This window comes from Rhizobium sp. Leaf321, from assembly GCF_001423215.1.
Classification (GTDB): Bacteria; Pseudomonadota; Alphaproteobacteria; order Rhizobiales; family Rhizobiaceae; genus Neorhizobium; species Neorhizobium soli.
The window spans coordinates 879,837-902,185 of the sequence record NZ_LMOF01000008.1 but is presented as its reverse complement, the minus strand read 5'-3'; the positions used below and the strand labels follow the sequence as shown (position 1 = coordinate 902,185).

The window sequence follows — 22,349 nt, the reverse complement described above, 5'->3', positions numbered from 1 at the left end:
CGCCGCCAGAACCTTTCCGCCTTCGCTCGCTTTGCCACCGCTTTCGTGGTCATGGCAACCGCTTTCTGTGTCACAATCGAAAGGGCATCCGCCCAGCAGAATGCTTCGCAGTATTCGATGCAGGAAATTGTCGATGCCGGCCACGGCTTTTTCGGCTCCACCAGCGGCGGTCTCGCCAAGGTGGTGGAAAACGCTTTCTCGAAATACGGCCTGCCCAACGGTTACATTCTCGGCCAGGAAGGCTCCGGCGCCTTCATCGCCGGCCTGACCTATGGCGAAGGCCAGCTATACACGAAAAACGCCGGACAGCATCCGACCTACTGGCAGGGCCCCTCGCTCGGCATCGATTACGGCGGCCAGGGCACCCGCGCCATGATGCTGGTCTATGACCTGCCGACGGTCGATTCGCTCTATGCCCGCTTCGGCGGCGTTTCCGGCTCGGCCTTCGTAGTCGCCGGCGTCGGGATGACTGTCCTGCGCAACAACAACGTGATCCTGGTGCCGATCCGCACCGGCCTTGGCGCCCGTCTCGGCATCAATGTCGGCTATCTGAAGATGACCCGCGAAGCCACCTGGAACCCCTTCTGAGCGGCAGGCTGACACCTCCACCGGGCGAGCCCACTTGCCGGGTGCAGGCGCCCGTGCTTAAAAAGAGCCTGTCCGCTCCAGACACAAAGAACGGCTTTCCGTGATCCAATACGCACTCCTGTTTGGCCTGGGTTTCCTCAGCGCGGCGCTGCTTGCCATCCTGATTTCGCCGGCGATCCACAGGCGGATCGTGCGCTACACGGAAAACCGCATCCGCGCGACACTGCCGATCAGCCCTGAGGAAGTGCGTGCCCAGCGTGATATGGCACGTGCCGTCTATGCGGCGGAAAACGCCCGGACCTCTCAGGAACTGATCCAGGCGCGCGAGAAAAACACCCGCCTGATGCTTGATATCGAGGCCCTGAACGCGACCATCCGCACGCTTGAAGACGACCGGCAGGACCTGAAGATGCAGGCCGACACGCTGGATGTCGAGGCTGCCGCCACCCGCTCGCGTCTTCGCCAGGAAGACAGCTATATCCAGGAGCTGAAGGTGGCGCTGGAACAGTCCCACGACGACCTGCGGATGCGCGATGTCGAGATCGGCGAACGCCAGCAGCACGTTGCCCGGCTGATTGCCGATACGGACAATTTCCGCATCGACCTCTCGTCTCATGCGGCAGAGATGGAAGGGCTCAAGGCCCGGATCGGCAATCTTCGCGACGAACGCGAGACGCTGCGAACGGAAATCCGCGACATGACCACCCGCGCCAAGGAAGCCGAGGGCAAGGTCAAGCTGGAAGAGCAACGCCGGATAGCGCTGCAGGAAAGGCTGGACCGGGAGATCGCCGAGGGTGCCGACAGGGCCGAGGCGCTGGACCGCCGTCAGCAGGAAATCGAACGGCTGCGCGAAAAACTGAAAACTGCCAATGCGGAAGCCCGTGACGCGAGCCGGGCCCTGCGCAAAACCGGGTCGCCAGCCGGATCAAAACCGAAGTCGAATTCAGGCAAGATCAACACGCCCGGTCCCGAAGACATCCAGGCGGCGCATCTCCTCGAGGAGGGTGTGTTAGCCGTCGCCCGCCCGACGGGCATGGACCCAGAGCCCACCATGATGACAGCTGCGATGATGACGCCGGCCATGATCGATCTCGCAGACGATGCCCGCAACCGGGCAACCGCGGTGTCTGAACGGCTTTTAAAGAGCCGCGATGGCGCTAACGATGCAGCGCTTCGGCAGGAGCTTGCAACCATCGCTGCAAGTCTTGTGGCGCTCACGGCCGCGCGCGAAGGCAAGGCCTCGCCGATCAACACGATCCTGTCTGGAAAATCCGGCAACAGCGATCGCGAAAGCCTGGCTGCCAGGGCCAAGAAGGCCATGGCGAAACTGAACGAGCAGTCGTCATCCTGAACGACACCTGAAATTCCTAGAGCCGGCCCTGCCGCATGGCGATCTCGTAGAGCGCGATACCTGTCGCGGTTGCGGCGTTGAGACTGTCCAGTCCCGGCATCTGGGCAATGCGCGCGGTCTTGACCGCAGACAGGATATGCGCCGGCAGTCCCTCGCCCTCGGTCCCGGTGATCAGCGCCATCTGCGGATGCGGCGACACTTCGCGAATTTCGACGTGTCCGGCAGGCGACAAGCCCCAGATCGCGAAGTCGCGCGACATCAGGGCGTCCAGAAGCTCCGTCATCGTCCCGGTGCGTGCGTAGGGCACCGAGAGCACGGAGCCGACAGAAACCCGCAGCGACTTTCGATAGAGCGGATCGCAGCAGGCGGCATCCAGCAGCACCGCATCGGCGCCGAAAGCGGCCGCATTGCGGAAGATCGAGCCGATATTGTCGTGGTTGGAAATGCCGAAGGCCGCAACGACCAACGCCTTTTCCGGCAGGTTCTGCAGGAGGTCCGCAATCGACGGCTCCTCAGCCCTGCGACCGATCGCCAGCACGCCGCGGTGGAGGTGGAAGCCGACAATCCGGTCGAGAACGGCAGAGGATGCGACATAGACCGAAACATCGTCAGGGAAACGGCCAAGGATGTCTTCCAGCCCGGACACCCGATTTTCCAGAAGCAGAAGCTTCTCCGCGACGAAGCCGGACTTGGCCCTGTGGGCCTGCGCCAGCATGCGCAGCACGACCGTGCCCTCGGCGATAAACCGTCCGCCCCTCCCCGTCAGGTCGCGATCGCGGACCGCCTGAAATTCGGCGATCCGCGGGTCGTCCGCATCCTCGATGCGGATTGTCTCCATCACGGACCGGTGGCGATCGTCACGTCGGCGACGATCCGGCCGAGCACGATATCGAACACGAACACCTTGCGGGCGCCGTTGAGCTGGCCGAGGAACACGAGCTGGCTGCCGGACATCGACACGTTGTCGATCGCAAAACCGGTCGGCAGTGCGGCGGTGGCCTTCAGCGGCTGGTCGGACGGGACGGTGAAACTTCCCGACGTGGCGACCGTTGCCGGGCCGTCTGCGGGACGCTGGGAGATCTTGTAGACAATCGCGGCGAGGACCGCCATAAAGCAGACAAACAGGATCCCGCCCGAAACGAGCTGCAGAAGCACCATCTTCCGGCGGATTCTCTCCATCGCCGGATCAAGCGGCTCTTCCTTTTCCTCGACTTCTGGTTGGGGCATGAATTGTCCTTATGCGTGCAAGATTGCGAATTGACGGAAACCGGAATGAACGACCCCTTTAAACAAGCCGAAGCCCCGAGGAAAGTCCTGACTGCCGATGAGGCAGCAGAAGGACGGCTGGATGCGTGGCTGACACAGGTTCTGAACGGCGAATTCTCCAGAAACCGCATCAAGGCTCTGATCGAACAGGGCGTCGTCACTCTGAACGGCAAGGCCTGCACGGAGCCAAAGAAAAAGGTGTCCCCAGGCGATCAAATCGAGATCACATTGCCGGAACCGGAGGATCCCGAACCCAAGGGCGAGGATATTCCGCTCGATGTTCTCTATGAGGACGAGGACCTGATCGTCATCGCCAAGCCACCGGGTCTCGTCGTGCATCCGGGCGCCGGCAACTGGACCGGGACCCTCGTCAACGCGCTGATCCACCATTGCGGCGACACTCTTTCCGGCATCGGTGGCGTCAAGCGGCCGGGTATCGTGCACAGGCTCGACAAGGATACGTCGGGCGTGATGGTTGCCGCCAAGAACGATCTGGCGCATCGCCACCTCGCCGACCAGTTCGCCGACCATGGTCGTTCCGGTCCGCTGGAACGCGCCTATATGGCCGTCGTCTGGGGCCGCCCGAAAGGTTTGAAGGGCACGATCGACGCACCGCTCGGCCGCGCCGGTGGCGACCGCACCAAGCGCGCCGTCACCCGCGAGAATGCCGTGGACGCGCGCGAGGCGGTGACCCATTACGAGGTGATCGAGCGTTTCCACGAGACGCCCGAGGCAACCTCGCTGGCGGCCCTGATCGAATGCCGTCTGGAAACCGGCCGCACGCACCAGATCCGAGTCCACATGGCTCATATCGGCCATCCGCTGATCGGCGACCTCGATTATGCCGGCGGCTTCAAGACCAAGGTCAACAAGATCCCCGAGCCCGCCCGCACCGTCGTCAGCGCCTTCCCGCGCCAGGCGCTGCACGCCTATCTGCTTGTGTTCGAACATCCCCGCACCGGCGAGGTGATGGAATTCGAGGCTCCGATCCCCGACGACCTGGAACAGTTGATCGAAGCCCTGCGGCAATGACGGCCTGACCGTCGCCGGAAGTCTGGCCGATCATTACGCAATTGTAATGTCATAACGTTGGTGTGAACGCTTGAATCGCTGTTCCGCCACACTTATCTGACACTTGCATTGGTGCGGGGTCGGGAACGATCCGCGCCATAATCGGTTCGCCGTAAGGGCAGATGAAATCTGCCGGGAACCGACAACGATCGGAAAGGGGTGCTTCATGGCCCGTAACAATCTGCCTTCAATTACCGCCGGCGAAGCCGGTCTCAATCGCTATCTCGACGAAATCCGAAAATTTCCGATGCTGGAGCCACAGCAGGAATACATGCTCGCGAAGCGTTACGCTGAGCATGGCGACCGCGCTGCCGCCCACAAGATGGTGACGAGCCACCTGCGTCTCGTTGCAAAGATCGCCATGGGCTATCGCGGCTACGGCTTGCCGATCGGCGAAGTCGTGTCGGAAGGCAATGTCGGTCTGATGCAGGCCGTCAAGAAATTCGACCCGGAACGCGGCTTCCGTCTGGCGACCTATGCCATGTGGTGGATCAAGGCCTCGATCCAGGAATACATCCTGCGCTCCTGGTCGCTGGTCAAGATGGGCACGACCGCCAACCAGAAGCGGCTGTTCTTCAACCTGCGCCGCCTCAAGGGCAAGATCCAGGCGATCGAGGAAGGCGATCTGAAGCCGCACCAGGTGACCGAGATCGCCACCAAGCTGAACGTATCCGAGGAAGAAGTGATCTCGATGAACCGCCGCCTCTCCGGCGACGCTTCGCTCAACGCCCCGATCCGGGCTGCTGAAGGCGAAGCCGGCCAGTGGCAGGATTGGCTGGTCGATGATCACGAGAGCCAGGAAGCGGTCCTGATCCAGCAGGACGAGCTCGACACGCGCCGCCGCATGCTCGGCAAGGCACTTGCCGTGCTGAACGAACGCGAGCGCCGCATCTTCGAAGCCCGCCGTCTGTCGGAAGACCCGGTGACGCTCGAAGAACTGTCCACCGAGTTCGACATCAGCCGCGAACGCGTCCGCCAGATCGAGGTCCGCGCATTCGAAAAGGTGCAGGATGCGGTACGCAAGGAAGCGCTCGCCCAGGCTCAGGCCCTGCGCGTCGTCGACGCGTAACGAGAGACACCAGCACTCGCAGACCGAAGGCCGCATCTTGCGGCCTTTTTCTTTGGCCGGAGCCATGGGAGTTCGCAATGGGAGGCTGGAAATGGAAAAGGGCCGCTCTCGCGACCCTTCTCGTATGACCTATGTCCTGCGACCGGTCGATTACTGGCCCGTCTGGCCGCCGGCCTGGCCCCATTCGCGGATGGCCTCGTTGAACGCCTTCTCGCCTTCAGGCCCCTTCTGGAGCGTGAACAGCGCGCGGCGTCCGTTGCGATAGGCGACCGGGATGTCGATCCAGTTGCGGGTGCGCAGCAGCTCCATATTGGTGTTGCGAGCATCCGGGAAGTCGTTGAGCGCGATCATGTGGAAGTCGTCGGTGATCTTGGCCGGAACCGCGATCAGGGCGTTGCCGCGATCCTGCTCGGATGTCTTCATCGCAATGCGCTGGACGCTGTCGATGGCACCGCCCTCGAAGTCCGGCGGGACGGCAAAGACGATCTCGATCAGATGGCTCGCGGGCAGCGACGGATCCGAGTTGCGCTTGAACGTCACAAGCGCGGTCAGACCACGACCGGGTATGGTGATGCGGGCCTGGACTTCAGCCTGAGGCGGACCGCCGTTGGAACCCGGTTCGCGCTGCAGAGACCAGGAAACGCTTCCGTCGATCGCGGTCGGCGCGGTCTGGCCAAGACGCTCTTCATAGAGGAACATCTTTTCGCCGGAGACCGCAGGGGTCGCTGCCGGATTGGCGTCGGGGGCAGGCGCTGCAGGTGCGCCGGGCGCGGTTGCAGCCGTCGCGGCAGCACCAGGCGCCGCAGGCGGCGTGGTCGGCGGGGCGTTGAGCTGCGCCACCGACTGCCCTTCGGCGTTCTGGGCAAGGCTTCCGGCCGAACCCGGACCTTCATCCACCTCTGTGCCATCCGGCATCAGACGCTGGGTGAATTTCGGGCTGGCGGTCGAACCGTCCGCGGCTGGCGGCGGGCTCGTCTGACCGGCGGGCTGGCCATTTGCCTGCTGCGTCGAAGGCGTCGGGTTGGCCGGCGCTGTTGCCGGAGCCGTAGTTGCGTTCCCGGAGGCCGGTTGCGAGGTCGAGGGCGTTTCAGCGGTCGAGACCGCCGTGTCCGTCGAGGAAGACGGCATGAAGCCTTCGACCATCTCGCTCAGCGCGTCGCGGTTCATCCAGGCGGCATAACCAGCGCCACCCAGCAGCAGAAGGCCGACCAGTCCGAGTGCGAGGCCACCGTAATTGCGCTTGCGCGTCGTCGTCACCCGGTATGGCTTAGCCGGGGTCGGCATCAGGTCTTCGAGATTGTCATCCGACTGGGCCTGTCTCGGGCTCGAGGCGGCAGCGCCGGCGCCGGCAATTGCCGCGCCCTTGCTGTACCCGATCAGGTCATCCAGATCGCTCCAGGGATCCTTCTCGTGATCCTTGCCGGCAGGTTTTTGTGCCTGCTCATCCGCTTTTGCGTCAAGCTGGTAGCCTGCGAAGAAATCGTCGCTGTCGTCTTTGCGCCCGGTCTCCGTCCCGGTCTGGCCGAAACTTGGGAGCTCAGCGACCGATGGCATGCGAACTGCATCGGCAGAAACATGGGTTTCCTGGTCGAAATGCGCGTCGACACGATCACCACTGTGAAGATCGGCCTGCGGCTGGTTCTGATGAACCGGCTCGACGGGACCGGCCGGCACCAGTTCCGGAACGTCGTCCCAGGCGGCTGCGGCGGTGTTTTCGGAATGCGCCGGCTCATGCCAGGTGGGCTCTTCGAAGAGCGGCGCATGTTCCGTGCGCGCTGGCTCCGCACTGGTCTGCGGTGGCCACTGGACGTGGGCGACGTCATCGTCCTGACGGGCAGCCGAGTAGGGAAGATCGTCATCCCGCTCGTTTGCAACAGGCTCGTCGACAGTCCCGGGATACTGCTCGATCGGCGCGTCGACGGAATGTGCCCGGCCGTCATCGGCCACAGGTTCGTTGTGGACCTGCTCATCGCGTTCACCGACGGCAGCGACATCGCCGACCGGCCATCCGCCTTGATGAACAGTGTCCTGCTCCTCGGACGGCGCAGGCTCTTCGTAAAGCGGACGCTCGTCGTAGGCCGTGCGTGCCTCATACGTCTCCGGCTCTACAGCCGGTTCGTAATGGGCAACGTCAGGTTCGCGTTCTTCGGCTGCAACAGGAGCAACAGGCTCGTGCCGTTCCTCATAGCGCGGCGGCTCGTCATACGAATAGCCAGCCGGCTCGGTAGCGGCGAGCGGTGCTGCCTGTTCGGGCTCTTCGCCCGGAGCGGGTGCCGGTTCCTGCTCGGGCTCCGGAGGAGCCGGCAACACCGTCTCTTCAGCGGGCGCAGGCTGGCCGGCGGCAAATTCGTCGTCGGCAAAACCAGCCTCGTTCTCGAACGGCGCCAGCGCCTCCGCGTGCTCGCTCTCGACTTCGACGATCGCCGTTTCGAGCTTGTCCATCTGCCGCCGAAGCATTTCTTCCGGCGGCCGCGGCTTCATGTTCTCGAGCTGCCGTTGAACGGCACCACGCGCTTTTTCATACACTTTCGCGCGGGCTTCAGGCGAGTTTGTCGCCAGACCATCAACAGCGCGGCGGATCACCGCTACAAAATCTGCCATCAGCACTTCTCATTGTCGCCGGGCTCAAGCCGGCTGAATGGATAATCAATAGTTGACATTAATCTTCAAACGGGTCCGTCACAAGTATGGTGTCGTCGCGTTCCGGACTTGTGGAAAGTAGCGCAACTGGCGCGCCAATCAATTCCTCAACCTGACGAACGTATTTGATCGCCTGTGCCGGCAGGTCCGCCCAGGACCTCGCACCAACGGTCGATTCCTTCCAGCCTTCCAGCGTCACGTAGATCGGCTCGACCCGAGCCTGCGCCGCCTGGCTTGCGGGAAGATGGTCGATCCGCTGGCCGTCGAGCATGTAGCCGACGCAGATCTTCAGTTCTTCCAGACCGTCGAGAACGTCGAGTTTCGTCAGCGCGATCCCGGTGATGCCGTTGGTCGCGACCGACTGGCGAACCAGCGCCGCGTCGAACCAGCCACAGCGACGCTTGCGACCCGTGACGGTGCCGAACTCATGGCCCTTTTCACCGAGGAACTGGCCAATTTCGTCATGGAGTTCGGTCGGGAACGGGCCTTCGCCGACGCGCGTCGTGTAGGCCTTGGTGATGCCGAGGATGTAGCCCAGCGAGCCCGGGCCCATGCCGGAACCGGCAGCAGCCTGGCCGGCAACCGTGTTCGACGACGTCACGAACGGATAGGTGCCGTGGTCGATGTCGAGCAGCGAGCCCTGCGCGCCTTCAAACAGGATGCGCGAACCCTTGCGGCGCTCCTTGTCCAGCAGTTCCCAGACGGTTTCGCGGAACGGCAGAACCTGTTCGGCGACGGACGTCAGTTCCTGCATGATCGTCTCATGGCTGACTTCCGGCTCGCCCAGACCGCGGCGCAGCGCGTTGTGATGGGTGAGGATGCGATCGACCTTGGCCGACAGCGTATCGAGGTCGGCAAGATCCATGACGCGGATCGCACGACGGCCGACCTTGTCTTCATAGGCCGGGCCGATGCCGCGGCGGGTGGTGCCGATCTTGGTGCCGGTGTTGGATGCCGCATCTTCGCGCAGGCCGTCCAGCTCGCGGTGCAGCGACAGGATCAGCGTCGCGTTGTCGGCGATGCGCAGCACGTCCGGGGTGACCTTGACGCCCTGCCCGTCGAGCTTTGCGATTTCAGCGACCAGCGCGTGCGGATCGACGACGACGCCGTTGCCGATAACCGAAAGCTTGCCGCGGACGATACCGGAGGGCAGCAGCGACAGCTTGTAGCTGACACCGTCGATGACGAGCGTATGGCCGGCATTGTGGCCGCCCTGGAACCGAACGACGATATCCGCCCGTTCAGAGAGCCAGTCGACGATCTTGCCCTTGCCCTCGTCACCCCACTGCGAACCAACCACGACTACATTCGTCATCTTTGCTTTCCTGCGTTTCGGGCCTGCCCTTCAAGCACGCCACAGCGCCGCGACAGCACCGCTGCTCTGAGACAGCGGCGTTGCGAGCGCCAGATAGAGTTCTCTCCCACAAGGGCGCTCGTCCGAAACCGCGCCGGACCCGCCCCTGCAAACGCGCGCATCTATAATGCCTTGGCCCGAGGAAAGCGACCTGTTTGTGAATGCTGGACGGTTTTTGCGTGACAATTTGCAAATTCCCACGCTATGGCCCACGCCAAGCGTTCCGGCCAAGGTCGGCGCCGACGAAAGACGATAGGGCAAGGACGGGCCGTCGATACGGCACGCGGAGGAGATTATCGTGTACCGCAGAGCCTATATCTTCCTGATCGTTGCGACGCTGTGCTGGGGCGGCAATGCGGTCGCGGGCAAGCTTGCCATCGGTCATATCAGCCCGATGCTCCTGACCTTCTGGCGATGGGCGTTCGCGACCGTCATCATTTTCGCGATCTCCATACCCGATCTTCGCCGCGATTGGCCCGTGATCCGGTCGAACCTGCCGCTTCTCGCCTTTCTCGGCCTCGTCGGCTACGTCGTCTTTAATGCGGCGCTCTACACCGCGGTCAATTACACCACGGCGATCAACGTCACCGTCGAGCAGACGCTTATTCCGGTGCTGATCTTCCTGTTCAATTTCGTGCTGTTCCGGATGAAAGTATCCTGGCTGCAGATCGTCGGCTTCGCGCTGACCCTGATGGGCGGGCTTTTGACGGCAGCCCATGGCGACCTGTCGACCATCGTCACGCTCAGCGTCAATTTCGGCGATGCGGTCATGATGATCGCGATCGTCGCCTATGCGGTCTATACGGTGACGCTGCGTTTTCGCCCGGCCATCAGCTGGCGCAGCCTGATGGCAATCCCGGCGCTGTTCGCCCTGCTCGGCAGCATTCCCGCCGCCGCGTGGGAATATTCGGCTGACCGAATGATCTGGCCGGACGCCAACGGCTGGATCATCGCAGTCTACACCGCCGTCTTCGCATCGCTGATCGCGCAGGTGCTCTATATCCGCGGCGTCGAGGAGATCGGTGCCAACCGGGCCGGCCTGTTCATCAATCTGGTGCCTGTGTTTGGCACCCTGCTTTCGGTGATCGTGCTTAACGAAAACCTGCAGGCATTCCACATCGTGGCGCTGGTTCTGGCGCTTGGCGGCATAGCCATCGCAGAATGGGGAAAGCCCGCACAGCGATAGACGCGGGCGGGCGACAACTTGGAAAAAAAGGGCCGGCAGCGTCAGGGCACGTCGACGCCACCGGCCAGCAGGGTCAGTGAGCTTTAGATATCGTAATGGTCGGCAGTGGCAGCTGGCTCAGGCAGAGCATCGCTAGCCTTCGTGGTCTCGGTCATCGTCTGGGCAGTCCTGTCGACCGTCAGGCCGCCATGCGAGAGCACGATGTCGCCGCGCGGCGTTGCAACAACCAGGACCCGTTCGATCCGGCCCTCGTCGTTGAGAGCGTAGCCGATCGTCAGGTTGCGGCTATCCCAGCCGATGGAAACGAGACGGTCGCGCTTGAGATCGGCGCAATCGAGGCAGAGATCCTGATCGACCGCGAGGTCGCCGGTGAACGTGTCGAGATAGCCGTCGACGGCTGCAAGCGTGCCGTCGACCGCGTCGTTGACGCGCTTCAGCTCAACGGCCTGATCGATGGTAAATTCGGAAATCGTCTTGGAGCCTTCAGCGCCATGGGTACGGTTCTGGGCGACCTGAATGTGGAGAGCGGAAACGCCTGAGAGCGAGCGGGCAAACGAGCCCGGACCTGCAGCATTGGCTTCCTTGCCTGCAACCAGCGCGGTCAGTACGATCGCGGAAATGATGAGCTTCTTGATCATGGCCCGTACCCTGTTTGGCGGATGGCTCTGTTGCCACCTCGTTTCGTTATGGGACGACCATACGCAGCCAGGTTTGCGGCGCGCTTAAACGAATAGATGCAATTTTATTGAAATCCATTTTTTTCCCGCGCTGGCACACAAAAGGAATTGGCGCGCAATAGCTGGAACCAACTGCACCTGGGGCGGTTTGGTAACTGTGAGGACAACAAGAAGGAAACATTCCCATGAGCATTAAACTATTCACCGTCGCAGCCCTTTCGCTCGGTCTCGCAACCTCGGCTTTTGCACAGACCAGCGGCTCCGGTTCGGGCGGCAATGACGGATCCGGAAGCACCGGCAAGTCGATGCCGATGTCCGGTGTCGAACAGACCGCGCCGACAACGTCGCTGCCGGGCGTGGATTCGTCCTCGACCAACAGCACATCCGGCACAACGCCATCGACCAACTGCCAGGCAGGCACGATGAAGGATCCGGGCGTGGCTTCCGGCAACAACTCCAATCCGGGCGCCAGCACCAACACTGGTACCGCCGGTGGAGCCATGATGACCATGGAAACCAATCCAACTTGCTGATCGCCCTCTGGCGTATCGCAGACATGATCAAGGCCGCTCCATTGAGCGGCCTTTTTCTTTCGATATCGGGGCTTCAGCGAACACCCCTGCGACTGCGCTATAAAACTTTTCTGCGCAGCTCGTGTATGTGAAAACATACTCATGAATTGGAGAGATCTTCGTGCTATGTGTGCGGGCCGAGGCAACCGATCGGGCAACCTGGATGAAGCCGATGATCAACCGCATTCTATGGGCGCTGGCCGCCCTCGCCTACGGCGTCGCCACCGTGGTCGCGTTTATCGTGCTTTTGCCCGCAGCGCTGATCCAGTCAGCCTTCTCCAAAAAAGTGATGGTCGAGGACCGCGAACGATACCTCGACGATTAGTCCGAGTCTCCGCAACCCCTTCAATGTCGACGATCGCAAACCATCGCGCCGAGGCGAGCGCGTGGAGCCTTTCGGCTGCTTTCTGGGCCGTTAAACTTTTCGTTAAGTTTTAGTGGCATTGTTCCAGTCTGAAACCTCAGAGATAGAGCCTTAAGTCCAAGCCTGAAAGAACGCGCGATGCGTAATGCGTTTTACATCGCCCTTCTGATGATGTCCCTCACGGCTTGCGCCTCCGCGCCGAGCCGGATCGGAGATGCCTGCGCGATTTTCGAGCAGAGAGACGGGCTTTTCAACAACTGGGCCCGCCAGGCGCGCGCAGCAAGCCGCGAATACGGCGTGCCGGTCCCGATCCTGATGGCGACGATCTACGTCGAGTCGAGTTTCCGCGCCCGCGCCCGCCCGCCGCGCAAATATGTGCTCGGCATCATTCCCTGGGGCCGTATCTCTTCGGCCTATGGCTACGCACAGGCGCTGGACGGAACCTGGGACGGTTACCGCAAATCCACGGGTCGCTGGGCCGCCAGCCGCAGTGACTTCGGCGATGCCATCCGCTTTGTCGGCTGGTATCACCACCAGAGCCATATCCGGAACAACATCCCCCTCAGCGATACCTACAACCTCTACCTCGCCTACTATACCGGCCACGGCGGCTATGAGCGCGGCCAGTTCGGCGGCGGGGTTCGCCAGACCGCAAAGAAATCTGCCGCCATGGCAGCCAGATACGAGGCGCAACTGCGCCGTTGCGGATACTGAACCTTGGTTCCCGTGCAGGCTAAGCTGCACACGGCCTAGTAGCCGACGACGATGCGGGTGTTAGCGGTTCCATACCGGCTCGTCAGCGCGAAAAAGGTTGCGGCATTTTCCGGATGCAGCCTGATACAGCCATGGGAGGCTGGTCGACCGAGGCGCTTGGTATCGAACGTCGCATGCACGGCATAGCCGCCATTGTAGAACACGGCGAACGGCATTGGCGCGTTGTCGTACTTGCGCGACCTGTGGCTCCTCGAGAGCCATTTTGCGCTCCAGCTGCCGAGCGGCGTGCTGTAGCCTTTCCGAGCGGTCGATACCGGCCAGCGGTAGACATCAACACCGTCTTCGCTCACCGTCATCGTCTGGGACGACAGGCTGACGCTGGCGACCAGGCCGGCGGACAGTGCGGACGACGCAAAGACAAGCGCACACGAAAACAGTGCAGCTCCAACCATGTAGTGGCGCATGAAATGCCCCCCGGAAAGCCCCTTACCATGAAAAGACATCATCACTTTGCGAGAAACGTTTCAATATAGGCTAGCGTGGTCGTCGTTGATTATTTCGAATTTTGTTTAATCGGCACAGTAAATTTCGAATATAAGGCATCAACTGACAAGACTATTACCATTTGATCCTGATAGTATCGTGGCAAAGCGAGATCCGCCCTAAAATACCTTTGCAGCCGTCACCTCGACCTCGACCAGAAATTCCGCGCGGGTGAATCCGCCGACGATGATCAGCGTCGAGACTGGCTTTGGGTCGAGCGTGAAACGATCGCGCACCGCCATGTAGGCCTGGAAGTCCTCGCGCCTCGTCACGAAGCCGGAAATGCGGATGACGTCGGCATAGGTCATCTTGGCCTCGTCAAGGATCGCGCCAATCGCCTTAAAGCAGAGTTCTGCCTGGGCGGTAACATCGGCCGGGATTGCATCGTCAAGGCCAATGCCGAGCTGGCCCGAGGTGACCAGCAGACTGGCTCCTGGCGGCACGAGCAGACCGTGATTGTAGGCGCCGAACGGCTGACGGACGGATGGCGGATTGAATGTCGTCTTCATCGAGGAATGCTACTCTCTTCAAAGCATGGCAATGGCGCACTAGACCTCTCAACGGCCGACGCTGCAAGCCAACCCTCCCCTGAAAACGAGCCTGGGACGGGGCAAAGAGCAGGCGACCTGATCCCTTGCGGCCTCAATGCCTGATGGTATGATCGCAGCGACGAAGATACGGGGTTGGGTATGGCGCAGCAAACAATTCAATGGTGGCGCTATCCGCGGCTGGCGCTTGGCATTCTTGGCAGCGACAAGTCGTTTCGCAAAAACCCGCTGATCGGCCATCCGCACCTGAACGAGCTTGGCCTGCATCGGGAGCGGGTGCGGATAGCCGCTTGGATGGCAGACTACCGTCGCCGCATCCTGGGGTCACAGGTCAGACCGGAGGAACGCAGCGCGTTTGATCGCGACGGGTTCGTGATCCGGCAAAACGCATTGCCGCAGGACGTCTTCCTGCGCATCCGCGATTTCCTCAAAAGCGAGCCCCTGCCGGCACGCGAGATGCGGCAGGGACAGGCGGTGACGCGGATGATTCCGATCGGCCCGACAGCGCTGAAGCGCCTGCCGGATCTGGCTCGCTTCAGCCACAACGAGTCGATCGCCGGCCTCCTGCGCTATGTCGGCGGTGCCGGCGGCGATCCGATCCACTTCATCCAGACGGTGATTGCCGAACCGGCCCTGGCCAAGGCCGATCCGCAAACCGCGCTCCATGCGGACACGTTTCACTCGACCTCCAAGGCCTGGCTGTTTCTCGATGATGTCGAGGCGGACAACGGTCCCTTCGTATTCGTGCCGGGCAGCCACAAGCTGACGGAAAAGCGGATCGAATGGGAATATCGGCAAAGCCTGATCGCCAGTACGGACAACCGCGCCCATCACGCGGACGGATCATTCCGCATCACGCCGGAAGAGCTGACCACGCTTGGTGATTTCGAGCCGAAGAAGGTGACTGTGCCGGCCAATACGCTTGTCGTTGCCGATACCTATGCGTTCCATTCGCGCGCAGTCAGCTTCAAGCACACGATGCGGGTCGAACTGCATGCCTATCACCGCACCAATCCGTTCTCGCCGCTGCCCTTCTCACCGCTGAGCCTGGTTCCCGGCCTGCACGACCGCCGCCTCGATCTCTATCTCGGCCATTCCGACCGCAAGGCAAAGCGCGCAGGCAGAAAGCCGACATGGCAGGATGTCGGCGAGTGCACGGCCTATTCCGAGCCGCATATCTGACGGCTAAGCCAGGCCCGCGGATCTGCGGGCCCGGCGATCTCAATTATTCGCCGCGGGCACCATAGGGCGCCAGAAACGTCTTGATCGCTTCGATCTCGTTCGGGCGAATCTCGTGGCCGCTGGCATGCCATTCTAGCGTCACCTCGTCACCGGCCGCGCGGAGATAGTCGGCAAGTGCCTGCGTCTGCGGAACCGGGCAGATCGGGTCCCGCTCACCGGCGGTGATCAGCACATGCGCCTTCTCGCCCGTCGTGCGCGCAGATGGCGTGAACGGGATGAGCGGATGCATCAGCACGCCCGCCTCGAACAGGCCGGGCCTTTCGATCATCACATTGGCGAGAATGTTGGCGCCGTTCGAAAACCCGAGGCCAAGCACGGTCGAGGATTCGTAGCGGTCGCGATTGGCCTCCACGAACTCCGACATCCGCTTGGTTGCACGGGCGAGGTCATCGAGATCGTAGACCCCTTCTGCCTTGCGTCGAAAAAAGCGCGCCGCCCCATGCTCGGCGACGTCGCCGCGCGGAGAGATGATCGTCGCGCCCGGAACGAGCCGGCTCGCAAAATCGAAGAACTGGTTCTCGTCGCCGCCCGTGCCGTGGAAGGTGAACAGGATCGGCGCACCGGGTGCACCGGGCCGCGCCCGGTGCACATAACTGTCGAAACTCATCGTCTCTCTCCTTAGGCCAGCGGTTCCAAGTGCTCCTCGAGCGTCGAGCGCAGATGCTCGTGCTGGGTCGGCAGCTTCAGGGCCTCGCCCAGATGCGCGGTATCCTCGTCGCGGTCGAAACCGGGTTCATTGGTCGCGATCTCAAACAGCACGCCGCCCGGCGTGCGGAAGTAGATGGCCCAGAAGTAATCGCGGTCGATCACCGGAGTTACCTGATACCCCGTATCCATCAACGCCTTGCGGACTTCGAGCTGCTTTTCACGGTTTTCGACCGCAAACGCCAGGTGATGCACGGAGCCGGCACCGAGACGTGCGCCCGAAATATTCGGCATCGTCTCGACGTCGATAAAGTCGGCGCCGTTACCGCCGGGCATGCCGAACCGCGTGACACCGTCTCTGGCATCAACCTGTTCATAGCCCATGAACTTCAAGAGCTCGGCATTGGCACCGTCGTCGCGCAGTCTGAGCGAAGCGGAGTGAAAGCCGCGGATCGCTTCGTCGGCACCGACGCCGTTGCCCGTCCACTGGGCGCGGTCGTCATCCTTGACTTCGACCAGCGCAAACCCGTCGCCGTCTGGACCTGCAAACTGCAGGCGCTTTTCGCCAAAGGCTTCGTCGGCCTTCAAACCATCGGCACCGGCTTTGGTCAGACGATCCGTCCAGTAGCCGAGCGAGCCCTGCGGTACAGAGAATACGGTCGTGCCCACTTCGCCTGAGCCGGGGCGGCCCCTGGCGATATGCGGGAACGGGAAATAGGTCATGACCGAGCCGGGCGTGCCGATTTCGTCGCCGTAATAGAGATGATAGACGTCAGGCGCATCGAAGTTGACGGTCTTCTTGACCCGGCGCAGGCCGAGCGTATCGGTGAAGAACTTGTTGTTGGTGGACGCGCTGGCCGCCATCGACGTGACGTGGTGGAGGCCCTTGATCTGGTTAATCATGTCAAACCCCTTTTCAATTTGTCGGCTCGGGAGCGAGCCGTTGTCTGGGGTGATAATTGGTGATCGGATGCGAATTGGATAGAGGATCACATCCGAACGGATTGTTCATTTTTCGTTGACGAGGTGGCCTAAGCGTTCACCACTCAGACGTTTTCCGGCAGCTGCCAGTCGACAGGATCCTTGCCGATGGACTGCAGATACTCATTCGCCTTGGAAAACGGCTTCGAGCCGAGAAATCCGTTATGGGCCGAGAGCGGCGACGGGTGGGCGGACTTGATGACGAGATGCCGTTCCTCATCGACAAAGGCCGCCTTCTTCTGGGCATAGGCGCCCCAGAGAATGAAGACGACGCCGTCGCATTCCTCGTTGACGGTGCGGATGACGGCATCGGTGAAGCGTTCCCATCCTTTGCCCTGATGGGCCGCAGCCTTGCCCTCTTCCACGGTCAGCACGCTGTTCAAAAGCAGCACGCCCTGTTCGGCCCAGTGTTCGAGAAAACCGTGCTTTGCCGGCGCGATGCCGAGATCCGCTTCCATTTCCTTGTAGATGTTGACGAGTGATGGCGGGATACGAACACCGGGCCGGACGGAGAAGCACAGGCCATGCGCCTGGCCTTCACCGTGATACGGGTCCTGTCCGAGGATCACCACCTTCACCTCATCGAGCGGCGTCAGGTCAAGTGCACGGAAATACTCCGAACCCTTTGGAAAGATGAGCTTTCCCGCCTTCTTCTCGGACACAAGGAAGCTCTTGAGATCGGCCATATAAGGATCCTCGAACTCTGTTTCGAGCGCGAATTTCCAGGTTTCCTCGAGCTTGATATCGCCGTCCGCCATACAGATGTCCTTTAGGTGAAACGTCCGCCGCGCTGGATGACTTCGGTCCTGTAGCCATCCGGATCGGTGACGAAGAAGAATTTTGCAAACGGCCGGCCCTCATGCGGCATGTCCGCAAGCTTGCCCACCGTCAGGCCCAGTTCGGAGAAGCGCTTGTGTTCCGCCTCGACATCCTCGACCGTCACCGCCAGATGGCCGTAACCGTCTCCAAGGTTGTAGGGTTCAGAACGATCCGCGTTGACCGTCAGTTCCAGTTCGAAACCGGTTTCGAGATTGGAGAGGTAGATCAGCGTGAACCCGTCGAACGGCCTGCGATCGGCGACCTTCAGGCCGAACGCCTTGTCGTAGAACTCGACCGAGCGCGCTTCGTCCAGCACGCGGATCATCGAATGCACCATCTTTGCCATCGGAGCGCTCCTTAACGAAGGATGTGGTTCGACTTGGAATGCCAGTCCCAGGCTGAGCGGATGATGTCTTGCAGGGAATATTGGGGCTCCCAGCCGAGCACGGCCTTGGCCTTGTCGTTGTTGGCGACGAGCGAGGTGGAATCGCCCTCGCGGCGGCCGACATATTCGACTGGGAAGGGCTTGCCCGACACATCGGAGATGGCGTCCAGCAGTTCCTTGACAGTGGTGCCGGTGCCGGTGCCGAGATTGAGCTCGACCGTATCGCCGCCGGCGAGCAGGTAATCGACGGCGCGGACATGCGCGTCGGCCAGATCGAGAACATGGATATAGTCGCGGACGCAGGTGCCGTCACGCGTGTCGTAATCGTCGCCGAACACCTTGAAGCCCTGACGGCGGCCAAGCGCTGCCTCGATGGCAAGCGGGATCGCATGGGTTTCGGGCGTATGCCATTCGCCGATCCGGCCTTCGAAATCGGCACCGGCCGCGTTGAAATAGCGCAGCATGACCGACTTCAGGTCCTTGTAGGTGCCGTAGTCCTTCAGCGCCTGCTCGATGATGAATTTGGTGCGGCCGTAAGGGTTGATCGGCGCCTGCTTGTGAGTCTCGTCCATCGGCACCCGGTCTGGAAGACCGTAAGTTGCGCAGGTCGAGGAGAACACGAAGGCCTTCACGCCAGCGTCGATCGCGGCCGACAGAAGCGTCAGCGCACCGATGACATTGTTGTCGTAGAAACCGACCGGGTTCTTGACGGATTCGCCGACTTCGATCAGCGCAGCGAAATGCAGGATGGCGTCCGGCTTGTGCTTGGCGAGCACTTCGTCGAGCCGTGCACGGTCGCGGATATCGCCCTGTTCGAGCTCGCCCCAACGGACAAATTCCGCATGGCCGTTGGAGAGATTGTCGAAGACGACGGGCTCGTAACCCCGGTCCGCCAGAACGAGGCACGTATGGGACCCGATATACCCTGCCCCACCAACGACAAGCACCTTTTTCTTAGACATCATCGCTCCTGCTTCTTCGAAATCGGCGGCACTATACCGACAGGGTTTCAAATGGGAAGGGTAGAGGCCATATCAGGGGTCCCGCTCCCCATGGCAGAACACCAGACAGCATCCCCGTGCAGTTGATTCTTTACATGAAGACGGGCGCCGCGAACTTGTCTATCCTTGTCAGCAGATTCCCGTAGGTCCTTTGATGCGTTACATCTTTCTCAGTCTCGGCTGGCTGTTCGTGGGGCTTGGCGTGATCGGCGCCTTCCTGCCGATCCTGCCGACGACGCCATTCCTGCTGCTGGCCGTCGCCTGCTTTGCGCGCTCGTCGCCAAAGCTGGAAGCCTGGCTGATGGACCATGAGACGCTGGGCCCGCCGCTCAGGAACTGGCGCGAGCGCGGCGCTATTTCGCGAAGGGCGAAGGTCACGGCGATCTCGCTGATGGCCGTCAGCTATACCGGCTTCTGGTTCGGCTCGCACCCGGCAGCCTGGCTCGCCATTCTGGTCGCCGCGCTGATGATCGGCCCGGCCATCTTCATGCTGACGCGACCGGACGCCTGAGCTAGCGATGCCGCGACTGCGGCAGCACGTAAGGCACATGCGCTGCCGGCACGCGACCGACGGCACCGGCGATGCCATAGACGGAAGCAATCATCTCGTCGCTCACGGTGGCATGGCACGGACCTTCCGCCACCACGCAGCCGTGGTTCAAAACCACCAAATGGTCGGCAAATTCCGCAGCAAGGTTGAGGTCGTGCAGGATGGCGAGAACCATGCCACCGGCAGCCGCAAAATCGCGGGCGGTTTCCAGCACCGAGATCTGGTGGCCCAGATCGAGACTGGCGGTCGGCTCGTCGAGAAACAGCGCGCACGGCACGCCGTCGACCACCGCCCTTGGCACCTGCGCCAGCGCGCGGGCAAACTGGACGCGCTGCTGCTCGCCGCCGGACATCGACGGATAGGGCCGGCTTTCGAAACCGCGCAGGCCCACCCGTGCCAGAGCCTTGCGCGCTTCCTCTCCCGGATTGAGCGAACCGTTGGCAACCGCACCCATGCGGGCGATCTCCAGCGCCGAGAAGGGAAAGGCCAGCTGCGTCGCCTGCGGTAGCACCGCTCGGCGCCTCGCCAGATCGACCGGCTTGCAGGCCGCCACATCGGCACCGTAATAGGAAACATGCCCGCTATCCGGCACCATCTCGCCGGACAGGACCTTCATCAGCGTCGATTTTCCGGCACCGTTCGGGCCAATCACCACGCTGAAACGGCCGGGCTCCAGCGTTAGGCTGACTTGATCGATCAGCTTGCGACCGGCGCGGCTGACGGTGACGTTTTCTGCCCTGATCATGCCCGTCCTCCTCGTATGCCCCTCATGGCAGGTCCCGCATGCCGATGCCGTTGCGTCCGATCAGCAGGAACAGAAAGACCGGCGCGCCGAACAGCGCCGTAATCACCCCGATCGGCAGTTCCGCGGGTGCCGCAACGGTACGAGCCACGGCATCGGCGATCAGCAGAAGCGCGCCGCCGCCGAGCGCCGAGCCCGGCAGCAGAAACCGGTGCGACGGCCCCATCGCAAGCCGCAGCAGATGCGGCACCACGATCCCGACAAAACCGATCGAGCCGGCGACGGCGACCGTGGAGCCGCAGGCCGCTGCAACCGCGACGATGACGATCCGCTTCAGCCGCTGCACCGGCACGCCCATGTGGAAGGCCGCCGCATCGCCAAGCACAAGCGCATCGAGACCGCGCGCGACGAAGGGGATGATCGCCATCACAAAGACGATGAACGGAAGGATCGACAGCACCCGCCCGTAGGTGGCACCGCCGAGCGAACCGAGGCTCCAGAACGTGATGTCGCGCAACTGCCGGTCATCGGCCATGACGATCAGAAGGCCCATGAAAGCGCCCGACAGGGCACCGATCGCGATGCCGCAGAGGATCAGCGCCGTGGTCGAGGTTCGCCCGTCGCGGGTGGCGATGACATAGAGCATCCAGGTGTTGATCAGGCCGCCGAAAAACGCCATCAGCGGCAGGAACTGGTTTCCGAGCAGCATCGAGACCGGGGCAAGCACCGTGCCGCCGAGCACGATCGCCAGCACCGCCGCGAGCCCGGCACCGGATGTGACACCGACGATGCCGGGATCTGCAAGCGGATTGCGAAACAGGCCCTGCATCATCGCACCTGAGACAGCCAGCCCCGCGCCGACCAGAAGGCCGAGCGCCGTGCGCGGCAGGCGGACGGCTTCGAGGATGACCCGTTCCTGGGTGGTGAGGCTGTCGCCGTTGCCGGTCAGGTAGGCGAAGAGATCGCGAAGGCCGACGCCGGTCGGGCCAACGCCGAGCGACAGAAGGCAGGCGGCGATCAGGAGCACTACGAGAAGGACGATGACCAGCACGCCCTGCGACGTGCGATCGCCCTCGCCCGTGTTGCGAAACGGCATGGCCAGCGTCTTCATCATCAGTGCATCGCATCCGGATAGAGTTTTTCGGCAAGCGCCCGGCCGGCGTCAGGCGTGCGCGGACCAAAGCCCAAGAGCAGCAACCCGTCCATCGAGATCAGCGCCTTCGACGCAGCGGCCGGCGTCGTCTGCATCGACGGCAGCGCGAACATCTCATCCGGCGTGGTCGAATGGTCGCCGCGCGACATGGAGAGGATCACGTCAGGAGCCGCGGCAATCACCGCCTCGTCGGACAGCGGCTTGTAGCCTTTGATCGAGGGCGCGGCATTGACGCCACCCGCCATTTCGATGATCGCGCCGGCTTCCGTATCGGCACCCCCCGCCATCAGCCGCCCGTTGGCGACGGAGAGAACGAACAGCACCTTCTTCTTTTCGCCGGCAATCCTCACCACATCGGCAGCAAGCGCCTTCAGTCCGTCCTCGGTGTTTGCGGCAAGTACCCCCGCCTTGTCGGCAAGGCCGACGGCCGCACCGACGTCGCGGATCTTCTGGCCGATCTTTGCCGCATCCGGCGGTGTCGGGATCACCACGACAGGGATCTCGCTGGCCTTGAGGATTTCCAGCACCGGTGGCGGACCGGACCCCTCTTCCATCAGGATCAGATCAGGTTTCTGGCCGAGAATGCCTTCGGCAGAGAGTGCCCTGATATAGCCGACGTCAGGCTTGGAATTTGCGGCGGCAGGATAGGAACTGGTGGAATCTCGCGCTACAATACGGTCCTCGGCGCCCAGATCGTAGAGGATTTCGGTGATCGTGCCGCCGATCGAAACGATGCGCCGGGCGTCCGGATTGCCCCTGTCCGATGCCGCCGCGCCACCGAATGCGACCGCGGAAGAGACGACGGCAAGCGCAAGCAGATGTGCAAACCTTGGTGAGGAAACCCGGAGAGAGAAAACCATGAGACCCGCCCTTGTGATACCAGAGGGC

The 22,349-nt window shown here is 62.2% G+C and carries 25 protein-coding genes; 10 read left to right on the top strand and 15 right to left on the bottom strand.

All coding sequences use genetic code 11. The features are described 5' to 3' along the window. The first annotated feature begins 51 nt into the window (after window positions 1–51). The gene (locus ASF70_RS21480) at window positions 52–588 is read left to right on the top strand and encodes an EipA family protein (RefSeq protein ID WP_062457827.1); all 537 of its coding nucleotides are present in this window, start codon (window positions 52–54) and stop codon (window positions 586–588) included. Between the two features lie 100 nt (window positions 589–688). Then, on the top strand, window positions 689–1,939 hold the full coding sequence (locus ASF70_RS21475; protein ID WP_062582633.1) for a hypothetical protein: 1,251 nt from the start codon (window positions 689–691) through the stop codon (window positions 1,937–1,939). Window positions 1,940–1,955: 16 nt separating this feature from the next. On the opposite strand, the gene ASF70_RS21470 is transcribed toward ASF70_RS21475, so the two are convergent. Together ASF70_RS21470 and ASF70_RS21465 are read right to left on the bottom strand one after the other, a co-directional pair. Further along, window positions 1,956–2,777 (bottom strand): RNA methyltransferase, encoded by an 822-nt coding sequence (locus ASF70_RS21470; RefSeq protein WP_062582631.1) that lies wholly within the window; start codon window positions 2,775–2,777, stop codon window positions 1,956–1,958. Then, window positions 2,777–3,166: a hypothetical protein gene (locus tag ASF70_RS21465; RefSeq protein ID WP_062582630.1), complete on the bottom strand. Its 390-nt coding sequence runs from the start codon at window positions 3,164–3,166 to the stop codon at window positions 2,777–2,779. Before ASF70_RS21465 ends, ASF70_RS21470 begins: the two co-directional genes overlap by 1 nt. A 45-nt stretch (window positions 3,167–3,211) precedes the next feature. Between ASF70_RS21465 and ASF70_RS21460 the strand changes: the two genes are divergently transcribed. Both ASF70_RS21460 and rpoH read left to right on the top strand, forming a co-directional pair. Further along, on the top strand, window positions 3,212–4,237 hold the full coding sequence (locus tag ASF70_RS21460; protein ID WP_062582628.1) for an RluA family pseudouridine synthase: 1,026 nt from the start codon (window positions 3,212–3,214) through the stop codon (window positions 4,235–4,237). Window positions 4,238–4,442: 205 nt separating this feature from the next. Beyond that, window positions 4,443–5,345, top strand: a complete 903-nt coding sequence (gene rpoH / locus ASF70_RS21455) for an RNA polymerase sigma factor RpoH (RefSeq protein ID WP_062455169.1) — start codon at window positions 4,443–4,445, stop codon at window positions 5,343–5,345. A gap of 150 nt (window positions 5,346–5,495) precedes the next feature. On the opposite strand, the gene ASF70_RS21450 is transcribed toward rpoH, so the two are convergent. Next, the gene (locus ASF70_RS21450) at window positions 5,496–7,946 is read right to left on the bottom strand and encodes a hypothetical protein (RefSeq protein WP_062582626.1); all 2,451 of its coding nucleotides are present in this window, start codon (window positions 7,944–7,946) and stop codon (window positions 5,496–5,498) included. A gap of 58 nt (window positions 7,947–8,004) precedes the next feature. After that, window positions 8,005–9,300, bottom strand: a complete 1,296-nt coding sequence (locus ASF70_RS21445; RefSeq protein ID WP_062455165.1) for an adenylosuccinate synthase — start codon at window positions 9,298–9,300, stop codon at window positions 8,005–8,007. 337 nt (window positions 9,301–9,637) lie between these two features. Here ASF70_RS21445 and ASF70_RS21440 point away from each other — a divergent pair, with 337 nt between their 5' ends. After that, complete coding sequence (locus tag ASF70_RS21440) at window positions 9,638–10,525, top strand: DMT family transporter (RefSeq protein ID WP_062582624.1); 888 nt, start codon at window positions 9,638–9,640, stop codon at window positions 10,523–10,525. Window positions 10,526–10,608: 83 nt separating this feature from the next. On the opposite strand, the gene ASF70_RS21435 is transcribed toward ASF70_RS21440, so the two are convergent. Then, a complete protein-coding gene (locus ASF70_RS21435) occupies window positions 10,609–11,163 on the bottom strand; it encodes a transglutaminase-like cysteine peptidase (RefSeq protein WP_062582622.1) in 555 nt (184 codons plus the stop codon). Between the two features lie 224 nt (window positions 11,164–11,387). Here ASF70_RS21435 and ASF70_RS21430 point away from each other — a divergent pair, with 224 nt between their 5' ends. The 3 genes from ASF70_RS21430 (at window position 11,388) to ASF70_RS21420 (ending at window position 12,852) form a co-directional block, all read left to right on the top strand. Continuing rightward, on the top strand, window positions 11,388–11,735 hold the full coding sequence (locus tag ASF70_RS21430) for a hypothetical protein (RefSeq protein WP_062582620.1): 348 nt from the start codon (window positions 11,388–11,390) through the stop codon (window positions 11,733–11,735). Window positions 11,736–11,946: 211 nt separating this feature from the next. Continuing rightward, entirely contained in the window at window positions 11,947–12,099 is a 153-nt protein-coding gene (locus tag ASF70_RS21425) for a hypothetical protein (RefSeq protein ID WP_210166808.1), read from the top strand. Window positions 12,100–12,276: 177 nt separating this feature from the next. Beyond that, window positions 12,277–12,852 carry a hypothetical protein gene (locus ASF70_RS21420; protein WP_062455153.1) on the top strand — a complete coding sequence of 192 codons (576 nt, stop codon included), beginning with the start codon at window positions 12,277–12,279 and terminating at the stop codon, window positions 12,850–12,852. A gap of 35 nt (window positions 12,853–12,887) precedes the next feature. Here the strand turns inward: ASF70_RS21420 and ASF70_RS21415 are convergent, their stop codons facing one another. Next, window positions 12,888–13,316 carry a L,D-transpeptidase gene (locus ASF70_RS21415; protein WP_062457824.1) on the bottom strand — a complete coding sequence of 143 codons (429 nt, stop codon included), beginning with the start codon at window positions 13,314–13,316 and terminating at the stop codon, window positions 12,888–12,890. Between the two features lie 198 nt (window positions 13,317–13,514). Then, the gene (locus ASF70_RS21410) at window positions 13,515–13,904 is read right to left on the bottom strand and encodes a RidA family protein (protein WP_062582616.1); all 390 of its coding nucleotides are present in this window, start codon (window positions 13,902–13,904) and stop codon (window positions 13,515–13,517) included. Between the two features lie 180 nt (window positions 13,905–14,084). On the opposite strand from ASF70_RS21410, the gene ASF70_RS21405 reads away from it, so the two are divergent. Beyond that, window positions 14,085–15,125 carry a phytanoyl-CoA dioxygenase family protein gene (locus tag ASF70_RS21405; RefSeq protein ID WP_062582614.1) on the top strand — a complete coding sequence of 347 codons (1,041 nt, stop codon included), beginning with the start codon at window positions 14,085–14,087 and terminating at the stop codon, window positions 15,123–15,125. A gap of 43 nt (window positions 15,126–15,168) precedes the next feature. Here ASF70_RS21405 and ASF70_RS21400 read toward each other — a convergent pair whose 3' ends face one another. The 5 genes from ASF70_RS21400 to galE all read right to left on the bottom strand — a co-directional run bounded on the left by ASF70_RS21400 (window position 15,169) and on the right by galE (window position 18,977). Then, the gene (locus ASF70_RS21400) at window positions 15,169–15,792 is read right to left on the bottom strand and encodes an alpha/beta hydrolase (protein ID WP_062582612.1); all 624 of its coding nucleotides are present in this window, start codon (window positions 15,790–15,792) and stop codon (window positions 15,169–15,171) included. Between the two features lie 11 nt (window positions 15,793–15,803). Next, entirely contained in the window at window positions 15,804–16,733 is a 930-nt protein-coding gene (locus ASF70_RS21395; RefSeq protein ID WP_062582610.1) for a VOC family protein, read from the bottom strand. Between the two features lie 143 nt (window positions 16,734–16,876). After that, complete coding sequence (gene ung / locus ASF70_RS21390; RefSeq protein ID WP_062582608.1) at window positions 16,877–17,569, bottom strand: uracil-DNA glycosylase; 693 nt, start codon at window positions 17,567–17,569, stop codon at window positions 16,877–16,879. A gap of 11 nt (window positions 17,570–17,580) precedes the next feature. Next, window positions 17,581–17,976 carry a VOC family protein gene (locus ASF70_RS21385; protein ID WP_062582606.1) on the bottom strand — a complete coding sequence of 132 codons (396 nt, stop codon included), beginning with the start codon at window positions 17,974–17,976 and terminating at the stop codon, window positions 17,581–17,583. Window positions 17,977–17,987: 11 nt separating this feature from the next. Further along, window positions 17,988–18,977, bottom strand: a complete 990-nt coding sequence (gene galE, locus ASF70_RS21380; RefSeq protein WP_062583162.1) for a UDP-glucose 4-epimerase GalE — start codon at window positions 18,975–18,977, stop codon at window positions 17,988–17,990. 193 nt (window positions 18,978–19,170) lie between these two features. Between galE and ASF70_RS21375 the strand changes: the two genes are divergently transcribed. Next, window positions 19,171–19,527: a YbaN family protein gene (locus tag ASF70_RS21375; protein ID WP_062582604.1), complete on the top strand. Its 357-nt coding sequence runs from the start codon at window positions 19,171–19,173 to the stop codon at window positions 19,525–19,527. A 1-nt stretch (window position 19,528) separates the two neighbouring features. Here ASF70_RS21375 and ASF70_RS21370 read toward each other — a convergent pair whose 3' ends face one another. The 3 genes from ASF70_RS21370 to ASF70_RS21360 are packed head-to-tail and all read right to left on the bottom strand — an operon-like array spanning window position 19,529 to window position 22,321. Further along, window positions 19,529–20,311 carry a heme ABC transporter ATP-binding protein gene (locus tag ASF70_RS21370; protein ID WP_062582602.1) on the bottom strand — a complete coding sequence of 261 codons (783 nt, stop codon included), beginning with the start codon at window positions 20,309–20,311 and terminating at the stop codon, window positions 19,529–19,531. Between the two features lie 22 nt (window positions 20,312–20,333). Continuing rightward, entirely contained in the window at window positions 20,334–21,422 is a 1,089-nt protein-coding gene (locus tag ASF70_RS21365; protein WP_082472008.1) for an iron ABC transporter permease, read from the bottom strand. Beyond that, window positions 21,422–22,321 (bottom strand): ABC transporter substrate-binding protein, encoded by a 900-nt coding sequence (locus ASF70_RS21360; RefSeq protein WP_062582601.1) that lies wholly within the window; start codon window positions 22,319–22,321, stop codon window positions 21,422–21,424. The genes ASF70_RS21365 and ASF70_RS21360 overlap by 1 nt, the downstream gene beginning before the upstream one ends. Between the last annotated feature and the right edge of the window lie 28 nt (window positions 22,322–22,349).

Coding starts and splice junctions, on each gene's coding strand:
- ASF70_RS21370 (WP_062582602.1), bottom strand. CDS start 20,311: ATGATCAGGGCAGAAAACGTCACCGTCAGCCGCGCCGGTCGCAAGCTG.
- galE (WP_062583162.1), bottom strand. CDS start 18,977: ATGTCTAAGAAAAAGGTGCTTGTCGTTGGTGGGGCAGGGTATATCGGG.
- ASF70_RS21400 (WP_062582612.1), bottom strand. CDS start 15,792: ATGAGTTTCGACAGTTATGTGCACCGGGCGCGGCCCGGTGCACCCGGT.
- ASF70_RS21425 (WP_210166808.1), top strand. CDS start 11,947: ATGATCAACCGCATTCTATGGGCGCTGGCCGCCCTCGCCTACGGCGTC.
- ASF70_RS21480 (WP_062457827.1), top strand. CDS start 52: ATGGCAACCGCTTTCTGTGTCACAATCGAAAGGGCATCCGCCCAGCAG.
- ung (WP_062582608.1), bottom strand. CDS start 17,569: ATGGCGGACGGCGATATCAAGCTCGAGGAAACCTGGAAATTCGCGCTC.
- ASF70_RS21385 (WP_062582606.1), bottom strand. CDS start 17,976: ATGGCAAAGATGGTGCATTCGATGATCCGCGTGCTGGACGAAGCGCGC.
- ASF70_RS21445 (WP_062455165.1), bottom strand. CDS start 9,300: ATGACGAATGTAGTCGTGGTTGGTTCGCAGTGGGGTGACGAGGGCAAG.
- ASF70_RS21465 (WP_062582630.1), bottom strand. CDS start 3,166: ATGCCCCAACCAGAAGTCGAGGAAAAGGAAGAGCCGCTTGATCCGGCG.
- ASF70_RS21360 (WP_062582601.1), bottom strand. CDS start 22,321: ATGGTTTTCTCTCTCCGGGTTTCCTCACCAAGGTTTGCACATCTGCTT.
- ASF70_RS21415 (WP_062457824.1), bottom strand. CDS start 13,316: ATGCGCCACTACATGGTTGGAGCTGCACTGTTTTCGTGTGCGCTTGTC.
- ASF70_RS21420 (WP_062455153.1), top strand. CDS start 12,277: ATGCGTAATGCGTTTTACATCGCCCTTCTGATGATGTCCCTCACGGCT.
- ASF70_RS21435 (WP_062582622.1), bottom strand. CDS start 11,163: ATGATCAAGAAGCTCATCATTTCCGCGATCGTACTGACCGCGCTGGTT.
- ASF70_RS21430 (WP_062582620.1), top strand. CDS start 11,388: ATGAGCATTAAACTATTCACCGTCGCAGCCCTTTCGCTCGGTCTCGCA.
- ASF70_RS21450 (WP_062582626.1), bottom strand. CDS start 7,946: ATGGCAGATTTTGTAGCGGTGATCCGCCGCGCTGTTGATGGTCTGGCG.
- ASF70_RS21405 (WP_062582614.1), top strand. CDS start 14,085: ATGGCGCAGCAAACAATTCAATGGTGGCGCTATCCGCGGCTGGCGCTT.
- ASF70_RS21460 (WP_062582628.1), top strand. CDS start 3,212: ATGAACGACCCCTTTAAACAAGCCGAAGCCCCGAGGAAAGTCCTGACT.
- ASF70_RS21365 (WP_082472008.1), bottom strand. CDS start 21,422: ATGATGAAGACGCTGGCCATGCCGTTTCGCAACACGGGCGAGGGCGAT.
- ASF70_RS21375 (WP_062582604.1), top strand. CDS start 19,171: ATGCGTTACATCTTTCTCAGTCTCGGCTGGCTGTTCGTGGGGCTTGGC.
- ASF70_RS21410 (WP_062582616.1), bottom strand. CDS start 13,904: ATGAAGACGACATTCAATCCGCCATCCGTCCGTCAGCCGTTCGGCGCC.
- rpoH (WP_062455169.1), top strand. CDS start 4,443: ATGGCCCGTAACAATCTGCCTTCAATTACCGCCGGCGAAGCCGGTCTC.
- ASF70_RS21395 (WP_062582610.1), bottom strand. CDS start 16,733: ATGATTAACCAGATCAAGGGCCTCCACCACGTCACGTCGATGGCGGCC.
- ASF70_RS21470 (WP_062582631.1), bottom strand. CDS start 2,777: ATGGAGACAATCCGCATCGAGGATGCGGACGACCCGCGGATCGCCGAA.